Origin of the sequence: Ralstonia edaphi (genome assembly GCF_958350185.1) — a bacterium.
GTDB lineage: Bacteria > Pseudomonadota > Gammaproteobacteria > Burkholderiales > Burkholderiaceae > Ralstonia > Ralstonia edaphi.
Genome location: NZ_CATWHI010000005.1, coordinates 92,906 through 117,556 on the forward strand (window position 1 = coordinate 92,906; position 24,651 = coordinate 117,556).

A 24,651-nucleotide genomic window follows, 5' to 3' on the forward strand; every position below is an offset into this window, starting at 1 on the left:
AGTGGATTTTGAGCAAAACCTTTTGACTTCAGAGGTTTCTGCCCGCTATAATCCCGCGTTTCGCGGTTTGGCCGCGCAGTGTCGCAAACCGGGCGCCCAGGCGCAAGGTGTCAGGCGCTGCAGGGCGGTCGATCCGGTTCGCGCACCAACACAGCAACGCGTTCAGCAGGTTCGATTCGTGGATTTTCGTGCATTCGATCTTTTCGCGTTCATTCGCGCGAGCGAGCCGGCAAGCGGCACGGTCCAGCTGACCGATATGCCGCGCCTGCTGGCCGAGCAGGCCGCCGATGCACCAGCTGACGCCAACACGGAGTTCCGTTGGCAACTGCAGGGTCTGGTGCGTGAAGAGGCTACCGCCGGTCAGTTGCCGCGTCAGCGTCTCTTCATCGATCTGGAAGTGGACGGTGCGGTCTGGCTGCAATGCCAGCGATGCCTCAAGGCGTATGAGCAACCGCTGCCGGTGCGCACGCGCCTGGAAGTCATGCGCTCGGAAGCCGAGGCCGACGCTGCGCCGCTGGACGACGATGAAGCCGATGTCATCGTTGGCTCGCGCAGCTTCGATCTGATCACGCAGATCGAAGATGAGCTGTTGCTGGCGTTGCCGGTGTCGCCGCGTCATGCAGTCTGCCCGGATGAGGTGTTGCCGGAAGAGGCTGAAGCTGAAAAGAAGCCGTCGCCGTTCGCGGTGCTGGCTAACCTGAAGACCAAACATTAGGCGTGCGCGAGTATTGCGCGCGCTGATGGCAGTACGTTTCACACGCCTACCGGAATGGCTACGCTCCGGCTCCGTGTGATGTGATAAAATCGATCAAATTGCTTAGGAGTCAGTCATGGCTGTTCAACAAAACAAGAAGTCGCCGTCCAAGCGCGGCATGCATCGTTCGCACGATTTCCTGACGACGGCCCCGATCGCTGTCGAGCCGACCACCGGCGAAGTGCACCTGCGTCACCACGTGAGCCCGAATGGCTACTATCGCGGCCGCAAGGTTGTGAAGACCAAGAACGACTGATGCGATTTGCCAGTTTTCTGGCAAGCGTGTTGGGTTGGTCTGAACGCACAGGTTCATGATGCAAGCGAAAAAGCGGCAAGCCAATTTGCCGCTTTTTTGTTGAGCGAAATTCGGCAATGCGTGTACGGGTTTGTGTACCATACGCGCGCCAACGGCCGGAGCCGCACGTGAAACCGCAACTCAGACTCGCATGACCATCAAGCTTGCCATCGACTGCATGGGTGGTGATCACGGCGTTGGCGTGACAATCCCCGCAGCGATCCATTTTCTCGCCGCACACGAAGACGTCGAAATGCTGCTCGTCGGGCAGCCCGATGCCATCGCGGCGCAGCTCAAGCGACTTCACGCCACCGCGAACCCGCGTGTCCACGTCGTCCCCGCCTCTGAGGTGGTGTCGATGGACGATCCGGTCGAGGTCGCGCTGCGCAAGAAGAAAGATTCTTCGATGCGCGTGGCCATCAATCAGCTCAAGGAAGGCGCCGCTCAGGCGTGCGTTTCCGCCGGCAACACCGGCGCGTTGATGGCCGTGTCGCGTTACGTGCTCAAGACGCTGGACGGCATTGATCGCCCGGCCATCGCCACTGCCATCCCGAACGAGAAGGGCGCCGGCACCACCGTGCTGGACCTGGGTGCCAACGCTGACTGCGAGCCCGAGCATCTGCTGCAGTTTGCGCAGATGGCCTCGGCGATGGTGTCGGTGGTCGAGCAGAAGCCTCGGCCGACGGTCGGCTTGCTCAACATCGGCGAAGAGGTCATCAAGGGCAACGAGGTCGTCAAGCACGCAGGTGAGCTGCTGCGCGCCTCCGATCTCAATTTCTTCGGCAACGTTGAGGGCAACGACATCTTCAAGGGCACGACCGACATCGTTGTCTGCGATGGCTTTGTCGGTAATGTGGCGCTCAAGAGCACCGAGGGCCTGGCCAAGATGATCGGCGAGATGCTGCGCCAGGAATTCAGTCGCTCGTGGTTCACCAAACTGCTCGCCGTCGTGGCGCTGCCGGTGTTGACGCGGTTCAAACGGCGTGTCGATCATCGGCGCTACAATGGCGCCGCGCTGCTCGGTCTGCGTGGCCTCGTCATCAAGAGCCACGGCTCGGCGGATGCCTACGCGTTCGAATGGGCCATCAAGCGTGCCTACGACGCCGCGGCCAACGGCGTGATCGCCCGCATTGCGCAGGCGTTCGAATCGCACCATGACGCAGCGGGCGCTGCGCCGGTCTCCACTTCCACTCCGGCCGCCGACGCAGCTTGAACACGTCGCTCCCGAGTCAGATTTCACCCCACCGCACATGACACGTTTCGCAAGGATCATCGGTACGGGCAGCTACCTGCCGCCCAAGCGGGTCACCAATGACGAACTGGCGGCCCAGCTGGCCGAAAAGGGTATCGAGACGAGCGACGATTGGATCGTCTCGCGCAGCGGCATCCGGGCGCGTCATTTCGCCGAGCCGGATGTTACGTGCAGCGACCTCGCAGTAAAGGCGGCCGAGCGTGCGATCGAAGCCGCCGGCATCGATCGCTCTGAACTCGACCTGATCCTGGTGGCAACGTCCACGCCGGATTTCGTGTTTCCGAGTACGGCGTGCCTGGTGCAGCAAAAGCTCGGCATCACCAACGGCTGCCCAGCATTCGACGTGCAGGCCGTATGTTCCGGCTTTGTCTACGCGCTTGCGACCGCCGACAAATTCATCCGCTCGGGTGCGTACCGCAACGTGCTCGTGATTGGCTCGGAAGTCTTCTCGCGCATCATCGATTTCAACGATCGCACCACGTGCGTGCTATTTGGCGACGGCGCGGGTGCTGTGGTGCTGCAAGCCTCTGACGAGCCCGGCATCCTGTCGACTGCGCTGCATGCGGACGGCAGCCACGCCAACATCCTGTGTGTGCCGGGTAACGTGGCGGCAGGCGCAATCCAAGGTAGCGCCTTCCTGTACATGGATGGCCAAGCCGTCTTCAAGCTGGCCGTCACGGTGCTCGACAAGGTCGCCCGTGAAGCATTGGCGGCCGCCGAGCTTGACGCCTCGCAAGTTGACTGGTTGATTCCGCATCAGGCGAACATCCGCATCATGCAAGGCACCACCAAGAAGCTGGGCCTTTCGAACGAGCGCCTGATCGTGACCGTCGATGAGCACGGCAACACGTCGGCTGCTTCGATTCCCCTGGCACTCGACGTTGCTGTGCGCGACGGCCGCATCCAGCGCGGCCAGCACGTGATGCTCGAAGGCGTGGGCGGTGGCTTCACCTGGGGCGCCGCGCTGCTGCGCTTCTGATCGACGAATTTCCAGAACGAACAATACGAGCCATGACATTCGCTTTCGTCTTCCCCGGCCAGGGTTCGCAATCGGTCGGCATGCTCAACGCGTTTGCCGATCATCCGGCTGTGGCGGCCACGCTGGCCGAGGCGTCCGACGCGCTGGGCCAGGACATCGGCAAGCTGATTGCCGAAGGCCCGGCTGAGGAGCTGAACCTCACCACCAACACGCAGCCCGTCATGCTGACGGCGGCAGTTGCCGTCTATCGCGCATGGCAAGCTGCCGGCGGCCCGACGCCGACCGTCGTGGCCGGTCATAGCCTTGGCGAGTATTCGGCGCTGGTTGCCGCGGGGGCCATCGCATTCAAGGACGCTGTGCCGCTGGTGCGTTTCCGCGCCAAGGCGATGCAGGAAGCCGTGCCGGTGGGCGAGGGCGGCATGGCGGCGATCCTCGGCCTGTCGGATGACGACGTGCGGGCCGCATGCGCCGAAGCTTCGGGGGCGGGCGTGGTCGAAGCCGTCAACTTCAACGCGCCGGCCCAGGTGGTGATCGCCGGCGCCAAGGCGGCTGTCGAGAAGGCTTGCGAAATCGCCAAGGCCAAGGGTGCCAAGCGCGCGCTGCCCCTGCCGGTTTCGGCACCTTTTCACTCGTCGCTGCTCAAGCCGGCGTCGGACCGTCTGCGCGAGTATCTCGCCAACGTGACCGTTACCACCCCGGTGATTCCCGTCATCAATAACGTGGACGTTGCTGTCGTGAGCGACCCTGCTGCCATCAAGGATGCGCTGGTGCGCCAGGCAGCCGCGCCGGTGCGCTGGGTCGAGACGGTCCAGAAGATGAAGGCCGACGGCGTGACCCGCGTGGTCGAGTGCGGGCCGGGTAAGGTGCTGGCCGGTCTGGTCAAGCGTATCGATGGCGAGATTGTCGGCGATGCGATTTTTGATCCGGCGTCGCTGGAAGCCGTGCTGGGCCAACTCAAATAATCAACGGGATTCGTATGACCCAAGCATTGAACAATCAGGTTGCACTCGTTACCGGTGCCTCGCGAGGTATTGGCCGCGCCATCGCGCTGGAACTGGCGCGTCAGGGAGCCACGGTGGTCGGTACGGCCACGTCGGAAGCTGGCGCGCAAGCCATCACGGCTTACTTTGCTGAAGCCGGCGTGAAGGGCGCTGGCGTGGTGCTTAACGTGAATGACGCCGCACGCTGTGAAGCCGTCATCGACGAGACCATCAAGACGCACGGCGGCCTGAACATCCTCGTCAACAATGCCGGCATTACACAGGACAACCTGGCGATGCGCATGAAGGACGAAGAGTGGGTGTCGGTCATCGATACCAACCTTTCCGCCGTGTTCCGCCTGTCGCGTGCCGTGCTGCGCCCGATGATGAAGGCGCGCGGCGGCCGCATCATCAACATCACGTCGGTCGTGGGCTCCGCTGGCAACCCGGGTCAGGCGAACTACGCTGCGGCCAAGGCTGGTGTGGAGGGTATGGCCCGCGCGCTGGCCCGCGAGATCGGCAGCCGTAACATTACGGTCAACTGCATCGCACCGGGCTTTATCGATACCGACATGACCAAGGTCCTGTCGGAAGAGCAACATACCGCGCTGAAGGCGCAGATTCCGTTGGGGCGCCTGGGCGCGCCCGAGGACATCGCCAGCGCGGTTGCCTTCCTGGCGTCACCGGCGGCCGGCTACATTACGGGCTCGACCCTGCACGTCAACGGCGGCATGTACATGGGATAAGGAAGCCGTCCCGGCGGCGGGTGTGCGGGGCTTTGCGCATGCGCAAAATCCAGTGCGATCGCCGATTTAACTGGCTTTTAGCATCATGTTGAGCGCATTTTTTGCATGGATTCCGGCGCGGTTTTTCGCCGCTCAAACCTGCTAGAATGCGCGCACTTTTTGTCGAATACTTCCCTGGAGGGTTAAATGGACAACATCGACGCACGCGTTAAGAAGATCGTTGCTGAGCAACTCGGCGTGGCCGAAGCGGACATCAAGAACGAATCGTCGTTCGTGAACGATCTGGGCGCGGATTCGCTCGATACGGTTGAGCTGGTGATGGCTCTGGAAGACGAGTTCGGTATGGAAATTCCGGACGAAGAAGCCGAGAAGATCACCACGGTGCAACAAGCCATCGATTACGCGACCGCCCACGTCAAGGCGTAAGCGTCAATCGATCTCTTGACATCGCGGGCCACAGAAAGGGCGGTTGTCCGGCTTGACCGGGTGGCGCGTTTTCTGTGGCCTTTGTCGCTGATACAGAGTTGCAGGAAAGCATAGTGAGCCGTCGTCGCGTAGTCGTAACCGGCCTGGGGCTGGTCTCTCCGGTAGGGAACTCGGTCGCCGAGGGGTGGGCCAATCTGGTCGCCGGCAAGTCCGGGATCGCCACCATCACCAAATTCGATCCGTCGAACCTGGCCGTGCATTTCGCGGGCGAGGTCAAGGGTTTCAACGCCGAGGATTACATCCCGGCGAAGGAAGCCCGCAACATGGATACCTTCATCCATTACGGCATTGCTGCCGGCGTGCAAGCGCTGAAAGACAGCGGGCTGGAAGTGACCGAGGCCAATGCCGAGCGTATCGGCGTGCTGGTCGGTTCCGGTATCGGCGGTCTGCCGATGATCGAAGACACGCACCAGACCTATGTCGATCGCGGCCCGCGCCGGATTTCGCCGTTCTTCGTGCCGGGCTCGATCATCAACATGATCTCCGGTCACCTGAGCATCATGTTCGGCCTGAAGGGCCCGAATCTGGCAGCTGTCACGGCTTGCACCACGGGTCTGCACAGCATTGGTCTGGCCGCCCGTCTAATCCAGGCCGGTGATGCTGACGCCATGGTTGCCGGCGGCGCCGAATCGACGGTGTCTCCGCTGGGCATCGGCGGGTTCGCCGCCGCCCGCGCGCTGTCCACGCGTAACGAGGATCCAGCCACCGCATCGCGCCCCTGGGACAAGGACCGCGACGGCTTCGTGCTGGGCGAGGGTGCCGGCGTGATGGTGTTGGAAGAATACGAGTCGGCCAAGGCGCGCGGCGCCACGATCTATGCGGAAGTCGCAGGCTTCGGCATGAGCGGCGATGCGTTCCACATGACGGCGCCGAACATGGACGGCCCGCGCCGTTGCATGCTGAACGCACTGCGCGATGCGGGCATGAATGCGGATCAGGTCCATTACCTGAATGCGCACGGCACGTCTACGCCGCTGGGCGACAAGAACGAATCGGAAGCCATCAAGGCCGCTTTTGGCGACCATGCGAGCAAGGTTGTTGTGAACTCGACCAAGTCCATGACCGGCCACTTGCTGGGCGGCGCGGGCGGGTTGGAGTCGGTGTTCACGGTGCTGGCGCTGCACAATCAGGTGTCGCCACCGACCATCAACATCTTCAATCAGGATCCCGAGTGCGATCTCGATTACTGCGCCAACACCGCGCGGGACATGAAGATCGACGTGGCCGTGAAGAACAACTTTGGCTTCGGTGGGACCAACGGCACGCTGGTGTTCAAGCGTCCATAAGGCAAAGCGGTACGCAGCCTCGCAGCGCGTGCCGCTTCGTTTTTTGCCTTGATTTTCCAGCACATTGTTTTTCCAGCGTCGTATCGGCGGTTGTGCGCGATCGGCCGTTTCGGGATGGCGGCGCTTGTCTGCTCGGTGGTGTTCTGGGCAATCGAAACGTGGGGCGCTGCCTTGCCGCCGATCAGTTGGGCAGTCATCAGCGCGCTGACATTTGCTGCCACCGTTCCTTTGATGGTGAACCGTTCGCCGCTCGCAATGGAACTGATGTGGCGCGTTCGTCTCAAACAAGACGGGGAGCCGGGTCGCGCTGTGTGGCAGATCCGATTGAAGGCGCCACAAGCGGTCCAAAATGCGCCTTTGTTATGGTCATGGCCGCTCGGTGAGCGCGTCTTGGTCCTTGGAGTCGCGCGTCATGGGTGGTGTCCGCAGATTTTCGTGCTGATGCCGCCGTGGTTTTCTGCCGGGACGCTACGTCGTATGCGAAGTCTGTTGCGCTTGGGGCCGCCGCGGGTGGTGTCCCAGGCGCCTGGTGTGTCGTAGGTAAAATACAACGTTTCCAAGTCACAAAAATTCAAGGCGATACACTGCAGGTGAAGAATCCGTGAGCGAACGCGAAGCCGACCAGATCCTCGTCGAGCGCGTCCAGCAAGGCGATAAGCGAGCGTTTGAGCTGCTGGTGGTCAAGTACCACCGGAAGATCATTCGGCTCGTCTCGCGCCTGATCCGTGACCCAGCCGAAGTCGAGGATGTGGCACAGGATGCCTTTATCAAGGCCTACCGTGCGTTGCCCCAGTTCCGGGGAGAATCCGCGTTCTATACGTGGCTGTATCGCATCGCCGTCAACACGGCCAAGAATTACCTGGCGACTCAGGGCCGGCGCCCGGAATCGTCCACCGACATCGATACCGAAGAGGCTGAAACTTTTGCCGACGGTGAGCTACTAAGGGATATCAATACGCCGGACTCCATGCTGCATACCAAGCAGGTGGCCGAAACGGTCAACCGTGCAATGGAAGCACTGCCCGAAGAGTTGCGTACCGCAATCACACTTCGGGAGATCGAGGGTCTGAGTTATGAGGAAATCGCTGAAGCGATGGAATGCCCGATCGGCACGGTCCGGTCCCGCATTTTCCGGGCGCGCGAGGCGATTGCCGAGAAATTGCGCCCCCTGCTGGGAACAGTGGAGGGCAAACGGTGGTAGCCAGCCGATATGACAAGCCGGCGGCCGCATGCGGCTGCAAACGGTGAAACCTCGGGAAGTCTTCTCTCGGATCGTTGATTGGACGTTGGAGTTTTTGGGGTCGGGAAATGGGTCAGGCTCAATTGCAAACGGCAGAAGTGGAGTTCGCACAACGCATCTCTGCCTTGATGGACGGTGAAATCGCGGCGCACGAGGTGTTGTCTGCGGTGGAGCTCGCCAAGGATGGCGAGGGCGCGGCGCATTGGCGCGAATATCAGCTGATCGGCGACGTGCTCCGCTCGGAGGATCTGCTAAACACGCGTTCTTCCGAAGATTTCGTCAGCCGGTTCTCGGCGAAGCTCGACGCTGAGCCCCATCTGTTGGTGCCGGCTGTAGCGCAGCGTGCGAAAACCCAGGAAAGGCACCGATTCCTGGTCAGTCCCGCTTGGGTCCGACGGATCATGCCCACGACTGCCGTGGCGGCGGCGGTGGCGGCCGTTAGCTGGGTCGTCGTGCCGCAACTGCGCGGTCCTACTGATGGCGCGGACGGTTCTCCCGCACTGGTCGCCAAGGCGACCCAAGCTGCTGGTGCGCAGGCGCTGACCGTGGCGGCAACTGACAATACGCCGATGATCCGCGACGCCCGTCTGGACGAATACCTGAGCGCCCATCGTCAATCGGCGACCAACGGTATGGTAGTTCCGTATCTGCGTGCAGTGGCCAACGGGGTGGCGAACACCCAGGACTCCAATCAGGAATAATGCGGGCATCCATGTCGAAGGTGTGGCACCCCGTTGCCGGGGCAGGCGCCCGCAAGCTGCAGGCCGTTCGTCGGTCGGTTTTTCTTCTTCTGTGTGTTTCGGCGCTGGCGACGGCTGCTCAGCCGCAGCCCGATCCCATGCCGCGCAAGGAGGCCGCCTCTTGGTTGGCCAAGATCCATCGCGCGGCACTCAAGCAGAACTATGTCGGCACGCTCACATACCAGCGTGGCACCGGCATGCACTCCACCCGTATCCAGCACTACGCTGATCTCTTCAACAACGAGTACGAGCGCGTCGAAGCGCTGGACGGCAAGCAGCGCGAAATGCTGCGCCAGAATGATGTCGTGCGGAACCTGATTTACGACGTCAAACTCGTTGTGACGGAGAAGCAGGAGCACAAGGACAGCTTCCCCGCGCTGCTTGCCACCACCAATGGCGATGTGCTCGATCAGTACGACATGCGCCACCTCCCGGCCGAGCGCGTCGCGGGCATGGACTGCGAGGTCTTTCAGCTTGATCCGAAGGACGGCTACCGCTATGCCTACCGTATCTGGGCCGAGCGAAACAGTGGCTTGCTCATGCGCGCCCAGACCATTGGTGAAGACGGCAAGGTGCTGGAGCAGGTCGCCTTTTCGCAAGTCGAGCTGGGTGTGCCGTCGGAAAAGCAGAAGATCGTCGCTGCGTTCAAGAACCTGAACGGCTGGAATCAGTACGAGATCGTGACGCAGCCGACCAATCTGGCAGAACAAGGTTGGACGATCGGCAATCCCGTCAAGGGTTTCCAGAAGATCCGCGAGGTGCGTCGTCCGCTGGGCGATATTGCGCCGGCGGGCAAGAACACTTCCGGTTTCGAGGTCCAGCAGGTCGTCTTCAGTGATGGCTTGGCAGGGCTGTCGCTCTTTATCGAGCCGGTATCGGAAAAGCGTACGCGCCGTGAAGGCTTTATCTCGCAAGGCGCCACGCATGTGATGGTGCGACGCGTTGCCGATTTCTGGCTGACGGTTGTGGGCGAAGTCCCGTTTGCTACCATCAAGCAGTTTGGCGCCGCAGTCGACTACAAGCCGGTGTCCGCCAACCTGAGCAATAAGCCGGCCAGCGCGCCGCAGTAGCCACAAAGCCTGCACCTGCCTGGGGTGCGCGGCGTGGATGCGCTCAGTACCATTTCTCTATCTGTCTTTGTTCCGGGGAGCTTTCATGCGTACCGCTCGATCCGTTCATGCCTTGCGTCTGCTGTGCGTTGCCGCTGTCGTGGCGGTCGGGAGCGCATTGGCGCCGGCCCACGCACAGAACGCCACGGGTAGTGTGGCTACGGGCACGTATGGCCTGCCCGATTTTGCCGACTTGGTCGAGAAGGTAAGTCCTGCCGTCGTGAACATCCGCACGACCGAGAAGGTCCGTATGCAGCAGGGTGGTCCGAATGATGACGACATGGCGGAGTTTTTCCGCCGCTTCTTCGGAGTGCCGATGCCGGGCATGCCGGGGCAGGGTCAGAAGCGCCGCAACGCGCCGCCGCAGCAGGAAGAAGAGCAGAGCCGCGGTGTCGGTTCCGGCTTCATCATCTCCGGTGATGGTTACATCCTGACCAACGCGCATGTGGTGGAAGGCGCAGAAACCATCTATGTCACGCTGATCGACAAGCGCGAATACAAGGCCAAGCTGATCGGCCTGGACAAGCGTACCGACGTGGCGCTCGTCAAGGTCGAGGCCAGTGCCCTGCCGAGCTTGAAGCTAGGCGATTCCGACAAGGTGCGCGTGGGCGAGTGGGTGCTCGCAATCGGTTCTCCGTTTGGCCTGGACAATACGGTGACTGCAGGCATCGTGTCGGCCAAGGGTCGCGATACGGGCGACTACCTGCCATTCATCCAGTCCGACGTGGCCGTCAACCCAGGCAACTCCGGCGGCCCGCTGATCAACCTGCGCGGCGAGGTGATCGGCATCAACAACCAGATCTATAGCCAAAGCGGCGGCTACATGGGCATCTCGTTCTCGATCCCGATCGACGAGGCGATGCGTGTGGCTGAGCAGTTGAAGGCGACGGGGCGCGTGACACGCGGCCGCATCGGCGTGGCGATCGATAACGTGCCGAAAGACGCAGCGGAGTCGCTGGGTCTGGGCCGCGCGCGCGGCGCCTATGTCGGCAACGTCGAGTCGGGCGGTCCGGCCGACAAGGCAGGCATCGAGGCCGGTGACATTGTTCTTAAGTACAACGGCCGCGATGTCGAGAAGGCGGGCGACCTGCAGCGCCAAGTCGGCGAGACGAAGCCGGGGACGCGCGCCACCGTGCAGGTCTGGCGTAAGGGTGCAACGCGCGATCTGACTGTGACGGTCGCTGAGTTGCAGGCCGACACGAAGGTGGCGCAGCGCACGAAGGGTGCACAGCCTGACAACAGCCAGCAGGGCCCGGGCAAGCCGAACGCGCTGGGGCTGGTGGTGGCAGACCTGTCCGACGGCGCTCGTCGCGAGTTCAAGACCAAGAGCGGCGTTGAAGTGCAGGTGTCTGAAGGGCCAGCGGCGCGCGTCGGCATTCGACCGGGCGACCTGATTCTGCGTGTGGGCGATACCGATGTCACCAACGCCAAGCAGTTCAACGAGGTGGTCGCCAAGCTTGACAAGAACCGCATGGTGGCCGTGTTTGTGCGTCGAGGTGATGCCACCCAGGTAGTGACGTTGCGCCCGAGCGCAGCCCGGTCGGGTAGCGGCCAGTGATCGAGCTTACGCTCTACGGCCGCACGTACTGCCATTTGTGCGATGACATGAAGAACGCGCTGGAGCCACTCCGGCGCGGTTTTTCTTTTGTGCTCCACGAAGTGGACGTCGATAGCGATCCGGCGCTGGAGGCGCGGTTTGACGAGTTGGTGCCCGTGCTCATGACAGGGGCACCGGCAACTCCACCTGAAGATGCGCGTGAGCTGTGCCACTACTTTCTGGATGTGCAAGCTGTGCAGGCGTGGCTCACTGCACAAAGCGCGCACAACTGAGGCAACGCCGCTGCCGCAAAAGAGGCGCGGGAAGCCCTCTGAAATCCGGTAAAATCGCCTGTTAGCGCCGATTTTTGCACTGCACGATTGTTGTGCCGCAATTTTGGCTTTGAACCCAATACCTCCCGCCGACGCAGCACATGCGCGCCGGCCATGCCGGGACCGCCTCGCGCTCCGGCAGACGCGCCCGGGATGGGCGCTTTTTGACGCATTCGATGGACAATATCCGCAATTTCTCGATCATCGCCCACATCGACCACGGCAAATCGACGCTGGCAGATCGCATCATCCAGTTGTGTGGCGGGCTCTCCGACCGCGAGATGGAAGCCCAGGTGCTGGACTCGATGGACATCGAGAAGGAGCGCGGCATCACCATCAAGGCGCAGACAGCCGCGCTGTCTTACAAGGCGCGCGACGGCAAGGTCTATAACCTCAATCTGATCGACACCCCCGGACACGTCGACTTCAGCTACGAAGTCAGCCGCTCATTGTCCGCATGCGAAGGGGCTCTGCTGGTGGTCGATGCTTCCCAAGGTGTGGAAGCGCAGACCGTCGCCAACTGTTACACCGCCATCGAGCTGGGCGTGGAAGTCGTGCCGGTGCTCAACAAAATCGACTTGCCTGCGGCCGATCCGGACAACGCGATCCAGGAAATCGAAGACGTCATCGGCATCGACGCCACCGACGCGACGCGTTGCTCCGCCAAGACCGGCGTGGGCGTGGGGGACGTGCTCGAAGCGCTGATCGCCAAAGTGCCGGCGCCCAAGGGCGACCCGGCTGCGCCGCTGCAAGCGCTGATCATCGACTCGTGGTTCGACAACTACGTCGGCGTGGTGATGCTGGTGCGCGTGGTGAACGGCACGCTGCGGGCCAAGGACAAGGTCCTGCTGATGGCAACCGGTGCCCAGCATTTGGTGGAGCAGGTGGGCGTGTTTTCGCCGAAGTCGGTACCGCGTGAATCGTTGTCGGCGGGCCAGGTCGGTTTCGTCATCGCCGGTATCAAGGAACTGAAGGCCGCCAAGGTGGGTGACACCATCACGCACGTGGCGCCGCGCAAGGCCGAAGCCCCGCTGCCGGGTTTCAAGGAAGTCAAGCCGCAGGTGTTTGCCGGCCTGTATCCGGTGGAAGCCAATCAATACGAAGCGCTGCGTGAATCGCTCGAAAAGCTCAAGCTCAACGACGCATCGTTGCAGTACGAGCCGGAAGTGTCGCAGGCGCTCGGCTTCGGCTTTCGCTGCGGCTTCCTCGGCTTGCTGCACATGGAGATCGTGCAGGAGCGCCTGGAACGCGAGTTCGACATGGATCTGATCACCACCGCGCCGACGGTGGTCTATCAGGTGCAGCTGCGCGACGGCACGATGGTGCAGGTGGAAAACCCGGCCAAGATGCCGGCCGACCCGAGCAAGATCGAGGCGATTCTCGAGCCGATCGTTACGGTCAATCTGTACATGCCGCAGGACTATGTGGGCGCGGTGATCACGCTGTGCGAGCAGAAGCGTGGCTCGCAGATCAACATGAGCTACCACGGCCGCCAAGTCCAGCTGACGTACGAAATCCCGATGGGCGAGATCGTGCTGGACTTCTTCGATCGGCTGAAATCCGTTTCGCGCGGTTATGCGTCGATGGATTACGAGTTCAAGGAATACCGCGTGTCGGACGTGGTCAAGGTCGACATCCTGATCAACGGCGACAAGGTCGATGCGCTGTCCATCATCGTCCACCGTTCGAACAGCACGTACCGTGGTCGCGAAGTGGCCGCCAAGATGCGCGAGATCATTCCGCGCCAGATGTACGACGTGGCGATCCAAGCTGCCATTGGCGCGAACGTGATCGCGCGTGAGAACGTCAAGGCGCTGCGCAAGAACGTGCTGGCCAAGTGCTACGGCGGTGATATTTCGCGCAAGAAGAAGCTCCTCGAAAAGCAGAAAGAGGGCAAGAAGCGCATGAAGCAGGTTGGCACCGTTGAAATTCCGCAAGAGGCTTTCCTGGCCATCCTGCGCGTCGAAGAAAAATAATCCAGACATCGCTCGGACGATCTCTCATCCATGAACTTCGCCCTGATTCTGTTTGTTCTCGTCGTCCTCACCGGTATTGCGTGGGTGGCCGACAAGCTGGTGTTTCAGCGCCAGCGTCAGGCGGCCGCAGCCGCGGCACTCGCTGAATTTGATGCGCGCGCGCAGGTGCAGGCGCAGTACGGTGGCGCTGGCGACATCGGTGCCGCCCGTTTGCAATTGGCCGAAGATAAGTTGCGCCAGCCCTGGTGGCTGGAATACACCGCCAGCTTCTTCCCGGTCATTGCGGCGGTGTTCCTGCTGCGCTCGTTCGTGATCGAGCCGTTCAAGATTCCGTCGGGCTCGATGATTCCGACGCTGCAGATCGGCGATTTCATCCTCGTCAACAAGTACACGTATGGCATTCGCTTGCCGATCGTGAACAAGAAGATCGTGGAGCTGAACCAGCCGCAGCGCGGCGACGTGATGGTCTTCCGCTACCCGAAAGACGAGTCGATGGACTACATCAAGCGCGTGATCGGTGTGCCGGGTGACGTGGTGAAGTACGACAACAAGCGTCTGACGGTGAACGGCCAGCCGGCGACCTACGCGCCGCAGTCCGACTACCTCGATGGCGAGCGTCTGACCTACTCGAAGCAGTACCAGGAGACGTTGGGCAACGTGACGCACAACATCCTGAACGACGCAGACCGCCCCGCCTATGTCTCCGGCCCGGACGATTTTCCGTTTCGCGAGAACTGCACATACAATCAGACCGGCTTCACTTGCAAGGTACCCGCAGGTCACTATTTCATGATGGGCGATAATCGCGACAACAGCGCCGATTCTCGTTACTGGGGCTTCGTGCCGGACAAGAACATCGTCGGGAAGGCCTTCTTCATCTGGATGAATCTGGGTGACCTGAAGCGGATCGGTGCTTTTCACTGATCCAATAAGTGACGCAAAGATATCTTAATAAAACTCGGCAATTGCAAAACGGGGGAAATGCAATGCGGATTCGTCAGACCGGTCTCAAACGCCCGTCGCGCGGGATTACGATGTTTGGCATCCTGATCGGCATCATCGTGCTGATTACGTTTGTGCTGCCGGCCATTCGGTCTGTGCCGAGCCTGATGGAATACCAGGCCATTACGCGCGCTGTGAAACAGGCGCGCGAGCGTGCAAGCACGCGCGAAGAGGTGGCCTCCGCCTTTGACAAGCAGGCCGCGATCGACGACATCACGTCGATCAAGGGCGAAGATCTGGAAGTGCTGGACGGCGGGGGCTCCATTCAGGCGGTGCGTTTCTCGTACAAGCGCGAAGTGCCGCTGTATGGCCCCATCGGTCTGGTGATCACCTATTCGGGGACCCAGCGTTGACATGAGTCTGGATGCGCTACAGCAACGTCTTGGCTACCGCTTCAGCAAACCGGAGTTGCTGCAGCAGGCGCTCACCCATCGCAGTCACAGCGCGATGCACAACGAGCGCCTGGAATTTCTTGGTGATTCGATCCTGAACTGCGCCGTCGCCGACATGCTCTACGGCATGTTCGGCAAGCTGGATGAGGGCGATCTTTCGCGGGTGCGGGCCAATCTGGTCAAGCAACAGACGTTGTACGAGATCGCGCAAATGTTGCAGTTGCCCGATGCCCTGCGTTTGGGCGAAGGTGAGTTGAAGAGCGGCGGTTTCCGCCGTCCATCTATCCTGGCCGATGCGCTGGAAGCGATTTTCGGGGCAGTGTTCCTCGACGGCGGCTTCGATGCCGCCCGCACGCTGATCCGCAAGCTCTATATCCCGATCCTTGAACAGGTCGATCCGCGCACGCTTGGCAAGGACGCCAAGACGCTGTTGCAGGAGTACCTCCAAGGTCACAAGATTGCGTTGCCGCTGTACACGGTGGTGGCTACCCACGGCGCGGCGCATAATCAGCAATTCGAGGTCGAGTGCTCGATCCCGAAGCTGGAGATTCGCGTCTCCGGCAGCGGGGCATCGCGGCGCGCGGCCGAACAATCGGCGGCCAAGCTGGCCTTGGAAGAAGCGCATCGCCTGGTGCCGCAGCTCGTCAAGCGCAGCCGCGCCGAGCGCACCGGCAAGACGCGCAAGCAGGCCACGCCGCCCGATCCGCAGTTGTCTCTCCGGTTGAAGGAATAATCAGGTAAATGAGCGACACCCCATTGCAGCCTCCGCAGCCAGAATCTGGCGTGCCGGAGGGGTTCCGCTGCGGCATGGTCGCCATTGTCGGGCGGCCGAACGTCGGCAAATCCACGCTGATGAACGCCCTCGTGGGCCAGAAAGTCAGCATCACATCGCGCAAGGCGCAGACCACGCGCCACCGCATCACGGGCATTCAGACGACGGATGACGCACAGTTCGTTTTCGTCGATACGCCAGGCTTTCAGACCCGTCACGCCACCGCGCTGAACCGTTCGCTGAACCGCGCGGTTACGTCCACCCTCACGTCGGTGGATGCGGTGTTGTTCGTGGTCGAAGCCGGTCGCTACGGCCCGGACGACGAAAAGGTGCTCTCGCTGCTGCCGCGCGAGACGCCCGTGATCCTGATCGTCAACAAGGTCGATCGGCTCGATGCGTACACGCGCGCCGAGATGGTCGCGGTGTTCCTGCAGGACATGGCGCAGGTGTTTCCGTTTGCCGAAATCGTGCCGATGTCGGCCAAGAACCGCGACGACATCGATCGGCTGCTCGGCATCGTGCGCCCGTATCTGCCGGAAGGTGAGCCGATGTACGACCCGGAGGCGCTGACCGATCGCAGCGAGCGCTTCCTGGCCGCCGAAATCGTTCGCGAGAAGGTTTTCCGCTGGACGGGCGACGAGTTGCCGTATTCCAGCACCGTCATCGTCGACAAGTTCGAGACCGAAGGCCGCCTGCGCCGCGTGTTCGTGACCATTCTGGTCGACCGCGACGCGCACAAGGCGATGATCATCGGTGCGAAGGGCGCCAAGCTCAAGCAGATCTCCACCGAAGCCCGCATGGACATGGAAAAACTGTTCGACGGCAAGGTGTATCTGGAGGTCTGGATCAAGGTCAAGAGCGGTTGGGCCGACAACGAAGCCGGCCTGCGCGCCTACGGCTACGAATAACCACCTAGCCGCGCCACTACACACGCTCGATGGCGGGACGATCCGATCCGATTCCGGACGAAGCCGCGGAATGGCTTGCCGAGGAAGGCGTTGCCGGCGCCGCGCCGCGCAAGAGCTTTCCTGCCGGGCGTTCCGAAACGCGTGTTGCTGCGCAGCCGGCCTTCGTGCTGCACAGTTATCCGTATCGGGAAACCAGCCTCATCATCGACGTCTTCACGCCGGACTACGGGCGCATGGCGCTGGTCGCGAAGGGGGCCAAGCGGCCGCATTCGGCGCTGCGCGCGGTGTTGCAGACGTTCCAGCCGCTGTCGCTGTCCTGGAGCGGGCGCGGTGATGTGCGCACGCTCACGCGCGCAGAGTGGGTTGGAGGCATGCTGCCGCTGGCCGGAGAGGGACTGCTGTCCGGCTTCTATCTGAACGAATTGCTCGTCAAGTTCGTCGCCCGCGAAGACGGCCACCCGGTCCTGTTCGCGCATTACGTCGAAACGCTCAACAAGCTTGCCCATGGCGAACCCGCGGCCTTCACGCTGCGGGCGTTCGAACGTGTGCTGCTGCGTGAGACCGGCTTTGCCGCGCAGCTCGACCGCTGCATCGACGGCGAACCCGTGCAGGCTGATGCCGAATACGTCTATCACCCCGAGCGCGGCATCCGGCGCACGCTGCCCAGCGATCCATCGTCGTGGCCCGTCTTGCGCGGCCAGACGCTGATCGACATGGAGCGCGATGATTACGCCTCACGCCCCACGACCGCGCAGCAAAGCCGCAGCCTGATGCGATTCCTGCTGCATTATCATTTGCATGGCACGCCGCTTTCGACGCGCCAGATCCTGATCGACTTGCAGAAACTATGATCTTTCACGCCTCGCCGGGAATCATCGACCTGGGTATCAACATCGACCACGTCGCTACGCTGCGCAACGCGCGCGGCACCACGTACCCGGACCCGATCGCCGCGGCGCTGCTGGCAGAAGAAGCCGGCGCCGACCTCATCACCCTCCACCTGCGCGAAGATCGCCGCCACATCAAGGATGCCGATGTGCGCGCCCTGCGGCCGCAACTGCGCACGCGCATGAACCTCGAGTGCGCCGTCACGCAGGAGATGCTCGACATCGCATGCGACATCGGCCCGCAGGACGTTTGCCTCGTGCCCGAGCGCCGTCAGGAAGTGACGACCGAAGGCGGGCTGGACGTGGTTGGTGGTTTTGCCAAGGTGCAGGCCGCTTGCAAGCAACTGGCCGATGCGGGCATCCGCGTGTCGCTGTTCATTGATCCGGATGCGGCACAGATCGAGGCCGCTGCCGCTGCCGGCGCGCCCGTCATCGAACTGCACACGGGCCGCTATGCTGAAGCGACCGACGATGCCGAGCTGCGGGCAGAACTCGTCCGCATCGAAACCGCCGTGGAAGAGGGCATCCGCTGGGGCGTGCGGGTGAACGCAGGCCACGGCCTTCACTACACGAACGTGCAGCCGATTGCCGCCATCGCCGGCATTCATGAGCTCAACATCGGCCACGCCGTCGTTGCGCATGCGGTGTTTGCCGGCTGGCAGAACGCGGTGCGTGAGATGAAGGCGATCATGGTTGCGGCGCGGTTGTCGTCCACGACGCCAGCGGCTGCACACCCGGGCGTGCCTGTATGAACGAACGGGCCGCAGCCGCCTCGGTGTCCGGCGCCATTTATGGCATCGGCACGGACATCATCCAGATCGAGCGCGTCGAAGGCGTGATGCAGCGGACCAATGGCCGCTTCGCCGAAAAGGTGCTCGGCCCCGAGGAGCTGCGCGTCTACCATGCCCGCAAGGCGCGTTCAGAGCGCCGTGGCCTCGCGTTTCTTGCCACGCGCTTTGCCGCCAAGGAAGCTGTGTCCAAGGCCATCGGCCTGGGAATGCGCTGGCCCATGACGTGGCGTGCGGTCCAGACGCTCAACTTGCCCTCCGGCCAACCGGTGGTGCGCTACAGCGGCGAACTGGCCGACTGGATCGCGCAGCACGGCCTTCATATCCAGATCAGCGTGACGGACGAGCGCGACTACGCAGTCGCCTTCGCAGTCGCCGAGTTGCAAACGAAATCCTCCGCATGACCCAAACCAAAAAACAGAAGCACCCCGGCCCGATCGTTCTGGATGTGGCCGGCCTGAAACTCGGCCCCGACGACGTTCGCCGCATTGCCCATCCGTTGACGGGGGGCGTGATCCTGTTTGCGCGCAACTTTGAATCGCGCGCGCAGTTGACGGCGCTCACGCAAGCCATTCGCGCGATTCGCAACGACGTGCTGATTTGCATCGACCACGAAGGCGGTCGCGTGCAGCGTGCCAAGACCGACGGTTTTACGCACCTGCCCGCCATGGGCGCGCTGGGCAAGTTGTGGGACACCGATGTGCTGGCCGCGACGCGCGCCGCCACGGCTTGCGGCTATGTCCTGGCCGCAGAACTGCGCGCCTGCGACATCGACCTCAGCTTCACGCCCGTGCTCGATCTGGACTACGGCAGCAGCAGCGTGATCGGCGATCGCGCGTTCCATCGCGACCCGCGCGTGGTCACGATGCTCGCCAACCACCTGACGCTGGGCCTACGCCTGGCCGGCATGTCCAATTGCGGCAAACATTTCCCGGGTCACGGCTACGTCCAAGCCGATTCGCACATTGCTGTGCCTGTGGACGAGCGCCCGCTTGAGGCCATTCTTGCAGACGATGCGCAGCCCTACGGCTGGATGGGAATCGGCCTGCAAACCGTCATGCCGGCGCACGTGATTTACTCGGCTGTCGATCCGAACCCGGCGGGCTTCTCTCGCTTCTGGCTGCAGGACATGCTGCGCGCGCATTTCAACTTCGACGGCGTGATCTTCAGCGATGACCTGAGCATGGAAGGCGCGAGCGTTGCCGGCACGGTGGTCGACGGGGCGCGTGCGGCGCTCACGGCCGGCTGCGACATGGTGCTGATCTGCAATGCGCCGGAGAAGGCCGATCAACTGCTCGGCGAGCTGGACGTGCCCATGGGCAAGGCATCGCAGCGGCGCGTGCGCCGGCTGTTTGGCGGCCGGGCTGTGAAGGACTGGGCGAAGCTGCAGCAGCAATCGGCCTACAGGCAGGCGCTGCGCACGTTGCGCGAGGCGAAGCTCATCGCTTAGCCCCAGAAACGCACAAAGCGTGGTGGTAAAAGAAAAGGCTCCCGAGGGAGCCTTTCTTCTTGCTGCGGCGCCAGCTTACTTGGCGCGGCTGCGGTACTCGTCGGTACGCGTGTCGATTTCGATCTTCTCGCCGATGTTGCAGAACAGCGGCACCATGATCACGAATTCTTCGTTGTCGTTGATGCGAGCTGCCTTCAGCACCTTACCCGACGACGTGTCGCCCTTGACTGCCGGCTCGGTGTAGACGATTTCGCGGACAACCGTGGTCGGCAGTTCCACCGAGATGGCGTTCTCGTTGTAGAACGTCACTTCGACCTTCATGCCGTCTTGCAGGTAGTTCAGCGCGCTGCCCATGGCGGCGGGCTCAACGTTGTACTGTTCGTACGTGACCGGATCCATGAACACGTACATCGAGCCGTCGAAGTAGGAGTACTCGGCTTCCTTCTTCTCCAGGATGACCTGGTCCATCTTGTCGTCGGCGTTGAACACCGACTCGCCGCCTGCGCCCGTCAGCAGGTTCTTGTACTTCATCTTGACGACGGCGCCCGAACGGCCCGAACGGCTGTACTCGGTCTTGAGCACGACCATTGCGTCGTTGCCGATCATGAACACGTTGCCAGCGCGGAGTTCTTGCGCGATTTTCAAAGCCATTTCACAGTTCCTGAGAGTAAGAGGGTTCGATGCGCGCCAAGCAACGAAGCACCGCGCGATACCCTCCGGGCCGCGCGAACCAGGTCAGAGCCGGGGGTCGCATACAGATCAGCCCGCTATTTTACCTGTTTTTCGCAAAATGCCACCAAATTCGCGGCGAGATCGCCCAGTTGCATCAAGCTTTGCTCCCAGGTGACGGCCCGTACGCGCAGGCGAGGCGCAACGGCTGCAAAGTCCGTCCAATTGAGTGATGCCGGCGCACCATTCCACGCGTGCCAGAACGAGATCAGCGCTTTGGCATCGGCCTCTGTCAGGGCTGTCGTATAGCGCGCCAGAAATGCGTCGAGCTTGATGAGATGTACGTCGTCGCTTTGGGGATAGATGTGCCAGACAAACGGCTTCAGCGCCCACTGGGCGCGCACGAAGGAGTCTTCCCCGCGTACGAAATTGATGTCGCATGCCCACAGCAGTGGGTCATAGTGCTCCTGTGGCACGAACGGCACGACTGCCACCGTGAGGTTGCCACGCGTCCAGCGCGCGCCCGTCTTGGCAGAGCCGGCATCGCCCATTAGCTCGGCGATCTGCTGGGCGGCCAGCCCTTCGGGCACCAGGCAGATCACGGGCTGTGGCGCTGCTTCCCATTGAGCGACCAGCGTCGCCAGGGCTGGGTTGGCATAAGCGAACAGGCTTACGCGCACGGCGTCGGGGTTGTTGCGCATCAGGTCGTCGACCCCGAGGCGGTGCCACAACGCCTGGCGCGCGGCGGGGCTCGCCTCGAACGTCTGGCGTTGCGCGCCAAGATGCGATTCCCGCAGGACGCCTCCGGTGTTGCGTGCAAAGCCCGGAAAGAAGAAGTGTTTGACGAGCGGCAGCCGCAGGTGTGGCGACTGCATCGCGTGATGCTCGGCCACCCAGTTCTCGGCGCTCAGGTATTCCAGGTTGATCCAGACCGGCGCCGATCCTTGGGATGCCCGCTCGGCCATGAGCGCCAGCACGGGCTCCGGAACGGCGCATGCGAATGCGCCAATCACCACGTCATGCAAGGTGGGCTGTGCATCAGCGGCCAGAAGGGCCGCCACCTGCGCATCGTCAGTCCACTGCCGGATATCGACGCCCGAGACGCGTTGCGCGTCGGCTTTTGGGTCGACGGTGGGGCAGATCTTTTCAAACGAACGGAGATCGTCGACCCACAGACGGACGGTGTGGCCGTGCTCCTGTACAAGCTGGCGGGCCAGGCGCCAGCAGACGCCGATGTCGCCGTAATTGTCGACGACGCGGCAGAAGAGATCCCAGGATGTGATGGTGCGCATGCAGGAAGGCGAGTCGGGCAGCGAAGAAGGGCGGGCCGACATTGTAGTCGGCAGCTTGTTCTACACTGACGGCCTCTGATCCAGCGAACGCCATGTCGTCCGACCCCACGCAACCCCAGCCCCCCGAGACGCCCGAGAGCGTCGAGCCCAGCGCGCCCGTGAACGTGCCCGAATTCGACGCGAAAGCGCACATCGCGCGCCTGCCGAACCTGCCGGGCGTGTATCGCTACTTCGATGCGCAGGGCAACGTGCTCTACGTGGGCAAGGCGCGCGACCTCAAGAAGCGCGTGTCGAGCTATTTCAACAAAACGCTGCTTTCGCCGCGCATCGCGATGATGGTGGCGAAGATCGCGCGCATCGACACCACCGTCGTGCGCAGCGAGGCCGAAGCGCTGCTGCTTGAGAACAACCTCATCAAGGCGCTGGCGCCGCGCTACAACATCCTGTTTCGCGACGACAAGTCGTATCCGTATCTCAAGCTCACGCATCACGCCTATCCGCGCATGGCGTATTACCGCGGCGCGACCGATCGCAAGCACCAATACTTCGGCCCGTTTCCGAGCGCGCATGCGGTGCGTGAAAGCATGCAGATCCTGCAGAAGGTGTTCCAGCTCCGCACGTGCGAAGACACCGTCTTCAACAACCGCACACGACCGTGTCTGCTGCATCAGATCCATCGCTGCAGCGGCCCATGCGTCCAGGCGATCAGCCCGGAGGATTACGCGCGCGACGTCGCCAACGCCGCCGGTTTCCTGCAGGGTCGACAGGACGAGGTCATGCAGACGCTGCAGGACAAGATGCAGCGCTATTCCGAATCGCTGGCGTTCGAGCAGGCCGCCATCGTGCGCGACCAGATCGGCGCATTGTCGACGGTGCTCAAGCAGCAGTCGGTGGAAGAGGTCGGCCACGCCAGCGACATCGACATCCTGGCCGTTGCCATCAAGGGCGGCCACGCCTGCGTGAACCTCGCGATGGTGCGCGGGGGGCGGCATCTGGGTGACAAGGCTTACTTTCCCACGCACGTTGAGGAGGGCGCGGCCATCGTTGGCGTGGATGTCGAGGCCGGCGGCGATGCTGCGGTAGAAACGTCACGCGATGCCGAACGCATGGCCAGCGACATCCTGGAAGCGTTCGTTGCGCAGCACTATCTCGATCAGTTCGTGCCGCCAGTGCTGGTGGTCAGCCATCAGATTCATGCAACCGAGTTGATCGATGCGCTGGCCGAGCAGGCCGGGCGTCGCATTTCGGTTGTGCGCCAGCCTCAGGGCGGGCGCCGCGCCTGGCTGGAGATGGCGGAGAAGGGCGCCGAGCTGTCGCTGATGCGCCAGCTTTCCGAGCAGGGCAGCCAGCAGGCCCGCACGCGCGCACTGGCCGAGACCATCGGCATCGATCTAGAAGACCTTGCCGCGCTGCGCGTCGAGTGCTTCGACATCAGCCACACCGCCGGCGAGGCCACGCAAGCCTCGTGCGTGGTCTTTCACAGCCACGCCATGCAAAACAGCGAATACCGCCGCTACAACATCCAGGACATCACCCCCGGCGACGACTACGCGGCCATGCGGCAAGTCCTCACGCGCCGCTACCAGAAGATCGTCGAACAGGCCGGCGAAGACGCGCCGAACATGCCGAGCATCGTGCTGATCGACGGCGGCAAGGGGCAGGTGGAAGTTGCGCGCCAGGTCTTTGAAGAGCTGGGGCTGGATATTGGATTGCTCGTCGGCGTGGCAAAGGGGGAGGGGCGCAAGGTCGGCCTCGAAACGCTGATCTTTGCCGATGGCCGTCCGTCATTGGAGTTGGGACAAGGCAGCGCTGCGTTGATGCTCGTTGCGCAGATTCGCGATGAAGCGCACCGCTTTGCCATCACCGGCATGCGCGCCAAGCGGGCCAAGGCGCGCAACACGTCGCGGCTGGAGGAGATCGAAGGCATCGGCGCCAAGCGTCGGCAGCGGTTGCTGGCGCGCTTCGGCGGCCTGCGTGGCGTGATGGCCGCGAGCGTCGACGAACTGGCCACGGTCGAAGGCATCTCGCAGACCCTGGCCGAAGAAATCTACCGTCAGCTGCATTGATCGGCGACAATGCCCCATCTTGCCGCGTAGGTTGGAGCTTGCGCGGCGGTTGTCCTCTCGATTTGCCATGCCTTTCAACTTCCCGATCCTCCTGACCTGGCTGCGTGTGGCCATGATCCCGCTGGTGGTGGGCGTGTTCTACGTGCCGGACACCTGGATGGCGCTACCCGCCAAGAACCTGACGGCCGCGGTGTTCTTCATCGTCGCAAGCCTCACCGATTGGTTCGACGGCTTTCTTGCGCGCCGCTGGAACCAGACGTCCGCGTTTGGCGCCTTCCTCGATCCGGTCGCCGACAAACTGATGGTGGCCGCCGCGCTGCTGGTGCTGCTGTCGTTGGGGCGCGTGTCCGACGTCATCGCGCTCATCATCATCGGCCGCGAGATCACCATCTCTGCCCTGCGTGAATGGATGGCACAGATTGGCGCGTCGAAGAGCGTGGCCGTCAACTTCCTCGGCAAGTTGAAGACGACCTTCCAGATGATCGCCATTCCGTTGCTGCTGTTCGAGGGCCGCCTGTTCGACGTGATCGACGCGCAGATGTGGGGGACATGGCTGATCTACGTGGCGGCGGTGCTCACGCTGTGGTCGATGGCGTACTACATGAAGCTCGCGTGGCCGCAGATTCGTGAGCGCGCAAAATGAGCCTGTAAAAACTCTTGCGCAAAAGTGTTGACGAGGACGATTCTTCTTTGCCATAATCTCGTTCTCGCGT

27 protein-coding genes are annotated in these 24,651 nt (G+C 62.4%); 25 read left to right on the top strand and 2 right to left on the bottom strand.

Annotation, left to right across the window (positions count from 1 at the left end; translation table 11 throughout):
• Positions 1–178 precede the first annotated feature (178 nt).
• From R2669_RS17935 to nagZ, 23 genes are all read left to right on the top strand, one after another.
• Entirely contained in the window at positions 179–715 is a 537-nt protein-coding gene (locus R2669_RS17935; RefSeq protein WP_316901848.1) for a YceD family protein, read from the top strand.
• A gap of 115 nt (positions 716–830) precedes the next feature.
• Complete coding sequence (rpmF, locus tag R2669_RS17940) at positions 831–1,010, top strand: 50S ribosomal protein L32 (protein ID WP_003268823.1); 180 nt, start codon at positions 831–833, stop codon at positions 1,008–1,010.
• Positions 1,011–1,200: 190 nt separating this feature from the next.
• A complete protein-coding gene (plsX, locus tag R2669_RS17945; protein WP_316888065.1) occupies positions 1,201–2,262 on the top strand; it encodes a phosphate acyltransferase PlsX in 1,062 nt (353 codons plus the stop codon).
• A 37-nt stretch (positions 2,263–2,299) separates the two neighbouring features.
• Complete coding sequence (locus R2669_RS17950) at positions 2,300–3,280, top strand: beta-ketoacyl-ACP synthase III (RefSeq protein WP_316901578.1); 981 nt, start codon at positions 2,300–2,302, stop codon at positions 3,278–3,280.
• Between the two features lie 32 nt (positions 3,281–3,312).
• The gene (gene fabD / locus R2669_RS17955; protein ID WP_316888063.1) at positions 3,313–4,242 is read left to right on the top strand and encodes an ACP S-malonyltransferase; all 930 of its coding nucleotides are present in this window, start codon (positions 3,313–3,315) and stop codon (positions 4,240–4,242) included.
• Positions 4,243–4,256: 14 nt separating this feature from the next.
• Positions 4,257–5,006: a 3-oxoacyl-ACP reductase FabG gene (gene fabG / locus R2669_RS17960; RefSeq protein WP_316874264.1), complete on the top strand. Its 750-nt coding sequence runs from the start codon at positions 4,257–4,259 to the stop codon at positions 5,004–5,006.
• 186 nt (positions 5,007–5,192) lie between these two features.
• Positions 5,193–5,432, top strand: a complete 240-nt coding sequence (gene acpP, locus R2669_RS17965; protein WP_004635650.1) for an acyl carrier protein — start codon at positions 5,193–5,195, stop codon at positions 5,430–5,432.
• 113 nt (positions 5,433–5,545) lie between these two features.
• Positions 5,546–6,778, top strand: coding sequence for a beta-ketoacyl-ACP synthase II (fabF, locus tag R2669_RS17970; protein WP_147214225.1), 1,233 nt, complete (start codon positions 5,546–5,548; stop codon positions 6,776–6,778).
• Between the two features lie 48 nt (positions 6,779–6,826).
• Positions 6,827–7,318: a hypothetical protein gene (locus tag R2669_RS17975; RefSeq protein ID WP_261797041.1), complete on the top strand. Its 492-nt coding sequence runs from the start codon at positions 6,827–6,829 to the stop codon at positions 7,316–7,318.
• A 61-nt stretch (positions 7,319–7,379) separates the two neighbouring features.
• Positions 7,380–7,979 (top strand): RNA polymerase sigma factor RpoE, encoded by a 600-nt coding sequence (rpoE, locus tag R2669_RS17980; RefSeq protein WP_147214226.1) that lies wholly within the window; start codon positions 7,380–7,382, stop codon positions 7,977–7,979.
• Positions 7,980–8,086: 107 nt separating this feature from the next.
• Positions 8,087–8,719, top strand: coding sequence for a sigma-E factor negative regulatory protein (locus R2669_RS17985; protein ID WP_316888061.1), 633 nt, complete (start codon positions 8,087–8,089; stop codon positions 8,717–8,719).
• Between the two features lie 11 nt (positions 8,720–8,730).
• Complete coding sequence (locus R2669_RS17990) at positions 8,731–9,828, top strand: MucB/RseB C-terminal domain-containing protein (protein ID WP_316901580.1); 1,098 nt, start codon at positions 8,731–8,733, stop codon at positions 9,826–9,828.
• An 85-nt stretch (positions 9,829–9,913) separates the two neighbouring features.
• A complete protein-coding gene (locus R2669_RS17995; protein ID WP_316888060.1) occupies positions 9,914–11,425 on the top strand; it encodes a DegQ family serine endoprotease in 1,512 nt (503 codons plus the stop codon).
• The gene (locus R2669_RS18000) at positions 11,422–11,697 is read left to right on the top strand and encodes a glutaredoxin family protein (RefSeq protein WP_316888058.1); all 276 of its coding nucleotides are present in this window, start codon (positions 11,422–11,424) and stop codon (positions 11,695–11,697) included. The genes R2669_RS17995 and R2669_RS18000 overlap by 4 nt, the downstream gene beginning before the upstream one ends.
• 215 nt (positions 11,698–11,912) lie before the next feature.
• Positions 11,913–13,712, top strand: coding sequence for a translation elongation factor 4 (lepA, locus tag R2669_RS18005; protein WP_316901582.1), 1,800 nt, complete (start codon positions 11,913–11,915; stop codon positions 13,710–13,712).
• A 30-nt stretch (positions 13,713–13,742) separates the two neighbouring features.
• The gene (gene lepB, locus R2669_RS18010) at positions 13,743–14,636 is read left to right on the top strand and encodes a signal peptidase I (protein ID WP_316901584.1); all 894 of its coding nucleotides are present in this window, start codon (positions 13,743–13,745) and stop codon (positions 14,634–14,636) included.
• Positions 14,637–14,698: 62 nt separating this feature from the next.
• Positions 14,699–15,067 carry a DUF4845 domain-containing protein gene (locus R2669_RS18015; protein ID WP_147214232.1) on the top strand — a complete coding sequence of 123 codons (369 nt, stop codon included), beginning with the start codon at positions 14,699–14,701 and terminating at the stop codon, positions 15,065–15,067.
• 1 nt (position 15,068) lies between these two features.
• Positions 15,069–15,839, top strand: a complete 771-nt coding sequence (rnc, locus tag R2669_RS18020; protein ID WP_316901586.1) for a ribonuclease III — start codon at positions 15,069–15,071, stop codon at positions 15,837–15,839.
• A gap of 8 nt (positions 15,840–15,847) precedes the next feature.
• A complete protein-coding gene (era, locus tag R2669_RS18025) occupies positions 15,848–16,786 on the top strand; it encodes a GTPase Era (RefSeq protein WP_004635627.1) in 939 nt (312 codons plus the stop codon).
• Between the two features lie 29 nt (positions 16,787–16,815).
• Positions 16,816–17,637 (top strand): DNA repair protein RecO, encoded by an 822-nt coding sequence (recO, locus tag R2669_RS18030; protein ID WP_316901588.1) that lies wholly within the window; start codon positions 16,816–16,818, stop codon positions 17,635–17,637.
• Positions 17,634–18,425 carry a pyridoxine 5'-phosphate synthase gene (pdxJ, locus tag R2669_RS18035; RefSeq protein ID WP_012435233.1) on the top strand — a complete coding sequence of 264 codons (792 nt, stop codon included), beginning with the start codon at positions 17,634–17,636 and terminating at the stop codon, positions 18,423–18,425. The genes recO and pdxJ overlap by 4 nt, the downstream gene beginning before the upstream one ends.
• Positions 18,422–18,865 carry a holo-ACP synthase gene (gene acpS / locus R2669_RS18040; protein WP_147214234.1) on the top strand — a complete coding sequence of 148 codons (444 nt, stop codon included), beginning with the start codon at positions 18,422–18,424 and terminating at the stop codon, positions 18,863–18,865. Before pdxJ ends, acpS begins: the two co-directional genes overlap by 4 nt.
• On the top strand, positions 18,862–19,911 hold the full coding sequence (gene nagZ / locus R2669_RS18045) for a beta-N-acetylhexosaminidase (RefSeq protein WP_316901590.1): 1,050 nt from the start codon (positions 18,862–18,864) through the stop codon (positions 19,909–19,911). Before acpS ends, nagZ begins: the two co-directional genes overlap by 4 nt.
• A 75-nt stretch (positions 19,912–19,986) precedes the next feature.
• Here the strand turns inward: nagZ and efp are convergent, their stop codons facing one another.
• Positions 19,987–20,556 (bottom strand): elongation factor P, encoded by a 570-nt coding sequence (gene efp, locus R2669_RS18050; RefSeq protein WP_027677743.1) that lies wholly within the window; start codon positions 20,554–20,556, stop codon positions 19,987–19,989.
• A gap of 122 nt (positions 20,557–20,678) precedes the next feature.
• Complete coding sequence (earP, locus tag R2669_RS18055; protein WP_316901592.1) at positions 20,679–21,872, bottom strand: elongation factor P maturation arginine rhamnosyltransferase EarP; 1,194 nt, start codon at positions 21,870–21,872, stop codon at positions 20,679–20,681.
• Positions 21,873–21,964: 92 nt separating this feature from the next.
• Between earP and uvrC the strand changes: the two genes are divergently transcribed.
• Both uvrC and pgsA read left to right on the top strand, forming a co-directional pair.
• Entirely contained in the window at positions 21,965–23,938 is a 1,974-nt protein-coding gene (gene uvrC / locus R2669_RS18060) for an excinuclease ABC subunit UvrC (protein WP_316901594.1), read from the top strand.
• A gap of 67 nt (positions 23,939–24,005) precedes the next feature.
• Positions 24,006–24,581 carry a CDP-diacylglycerol--glycerol-3-phosphate 3-phosphatidyltransferase gene (pgsA, locus tag R2669_RS18065; RefSeq protein WP_147213581.1) on the top strand — a complete coding sequence of 192 codons (576 nt, stop codon included), beginning with the start codon at positions 24,006–24,008 and terminating at the stop codon, positions 24,579–24,581.
• Positions 24,582–24,651: the final 70 nt, after the last annotated feature.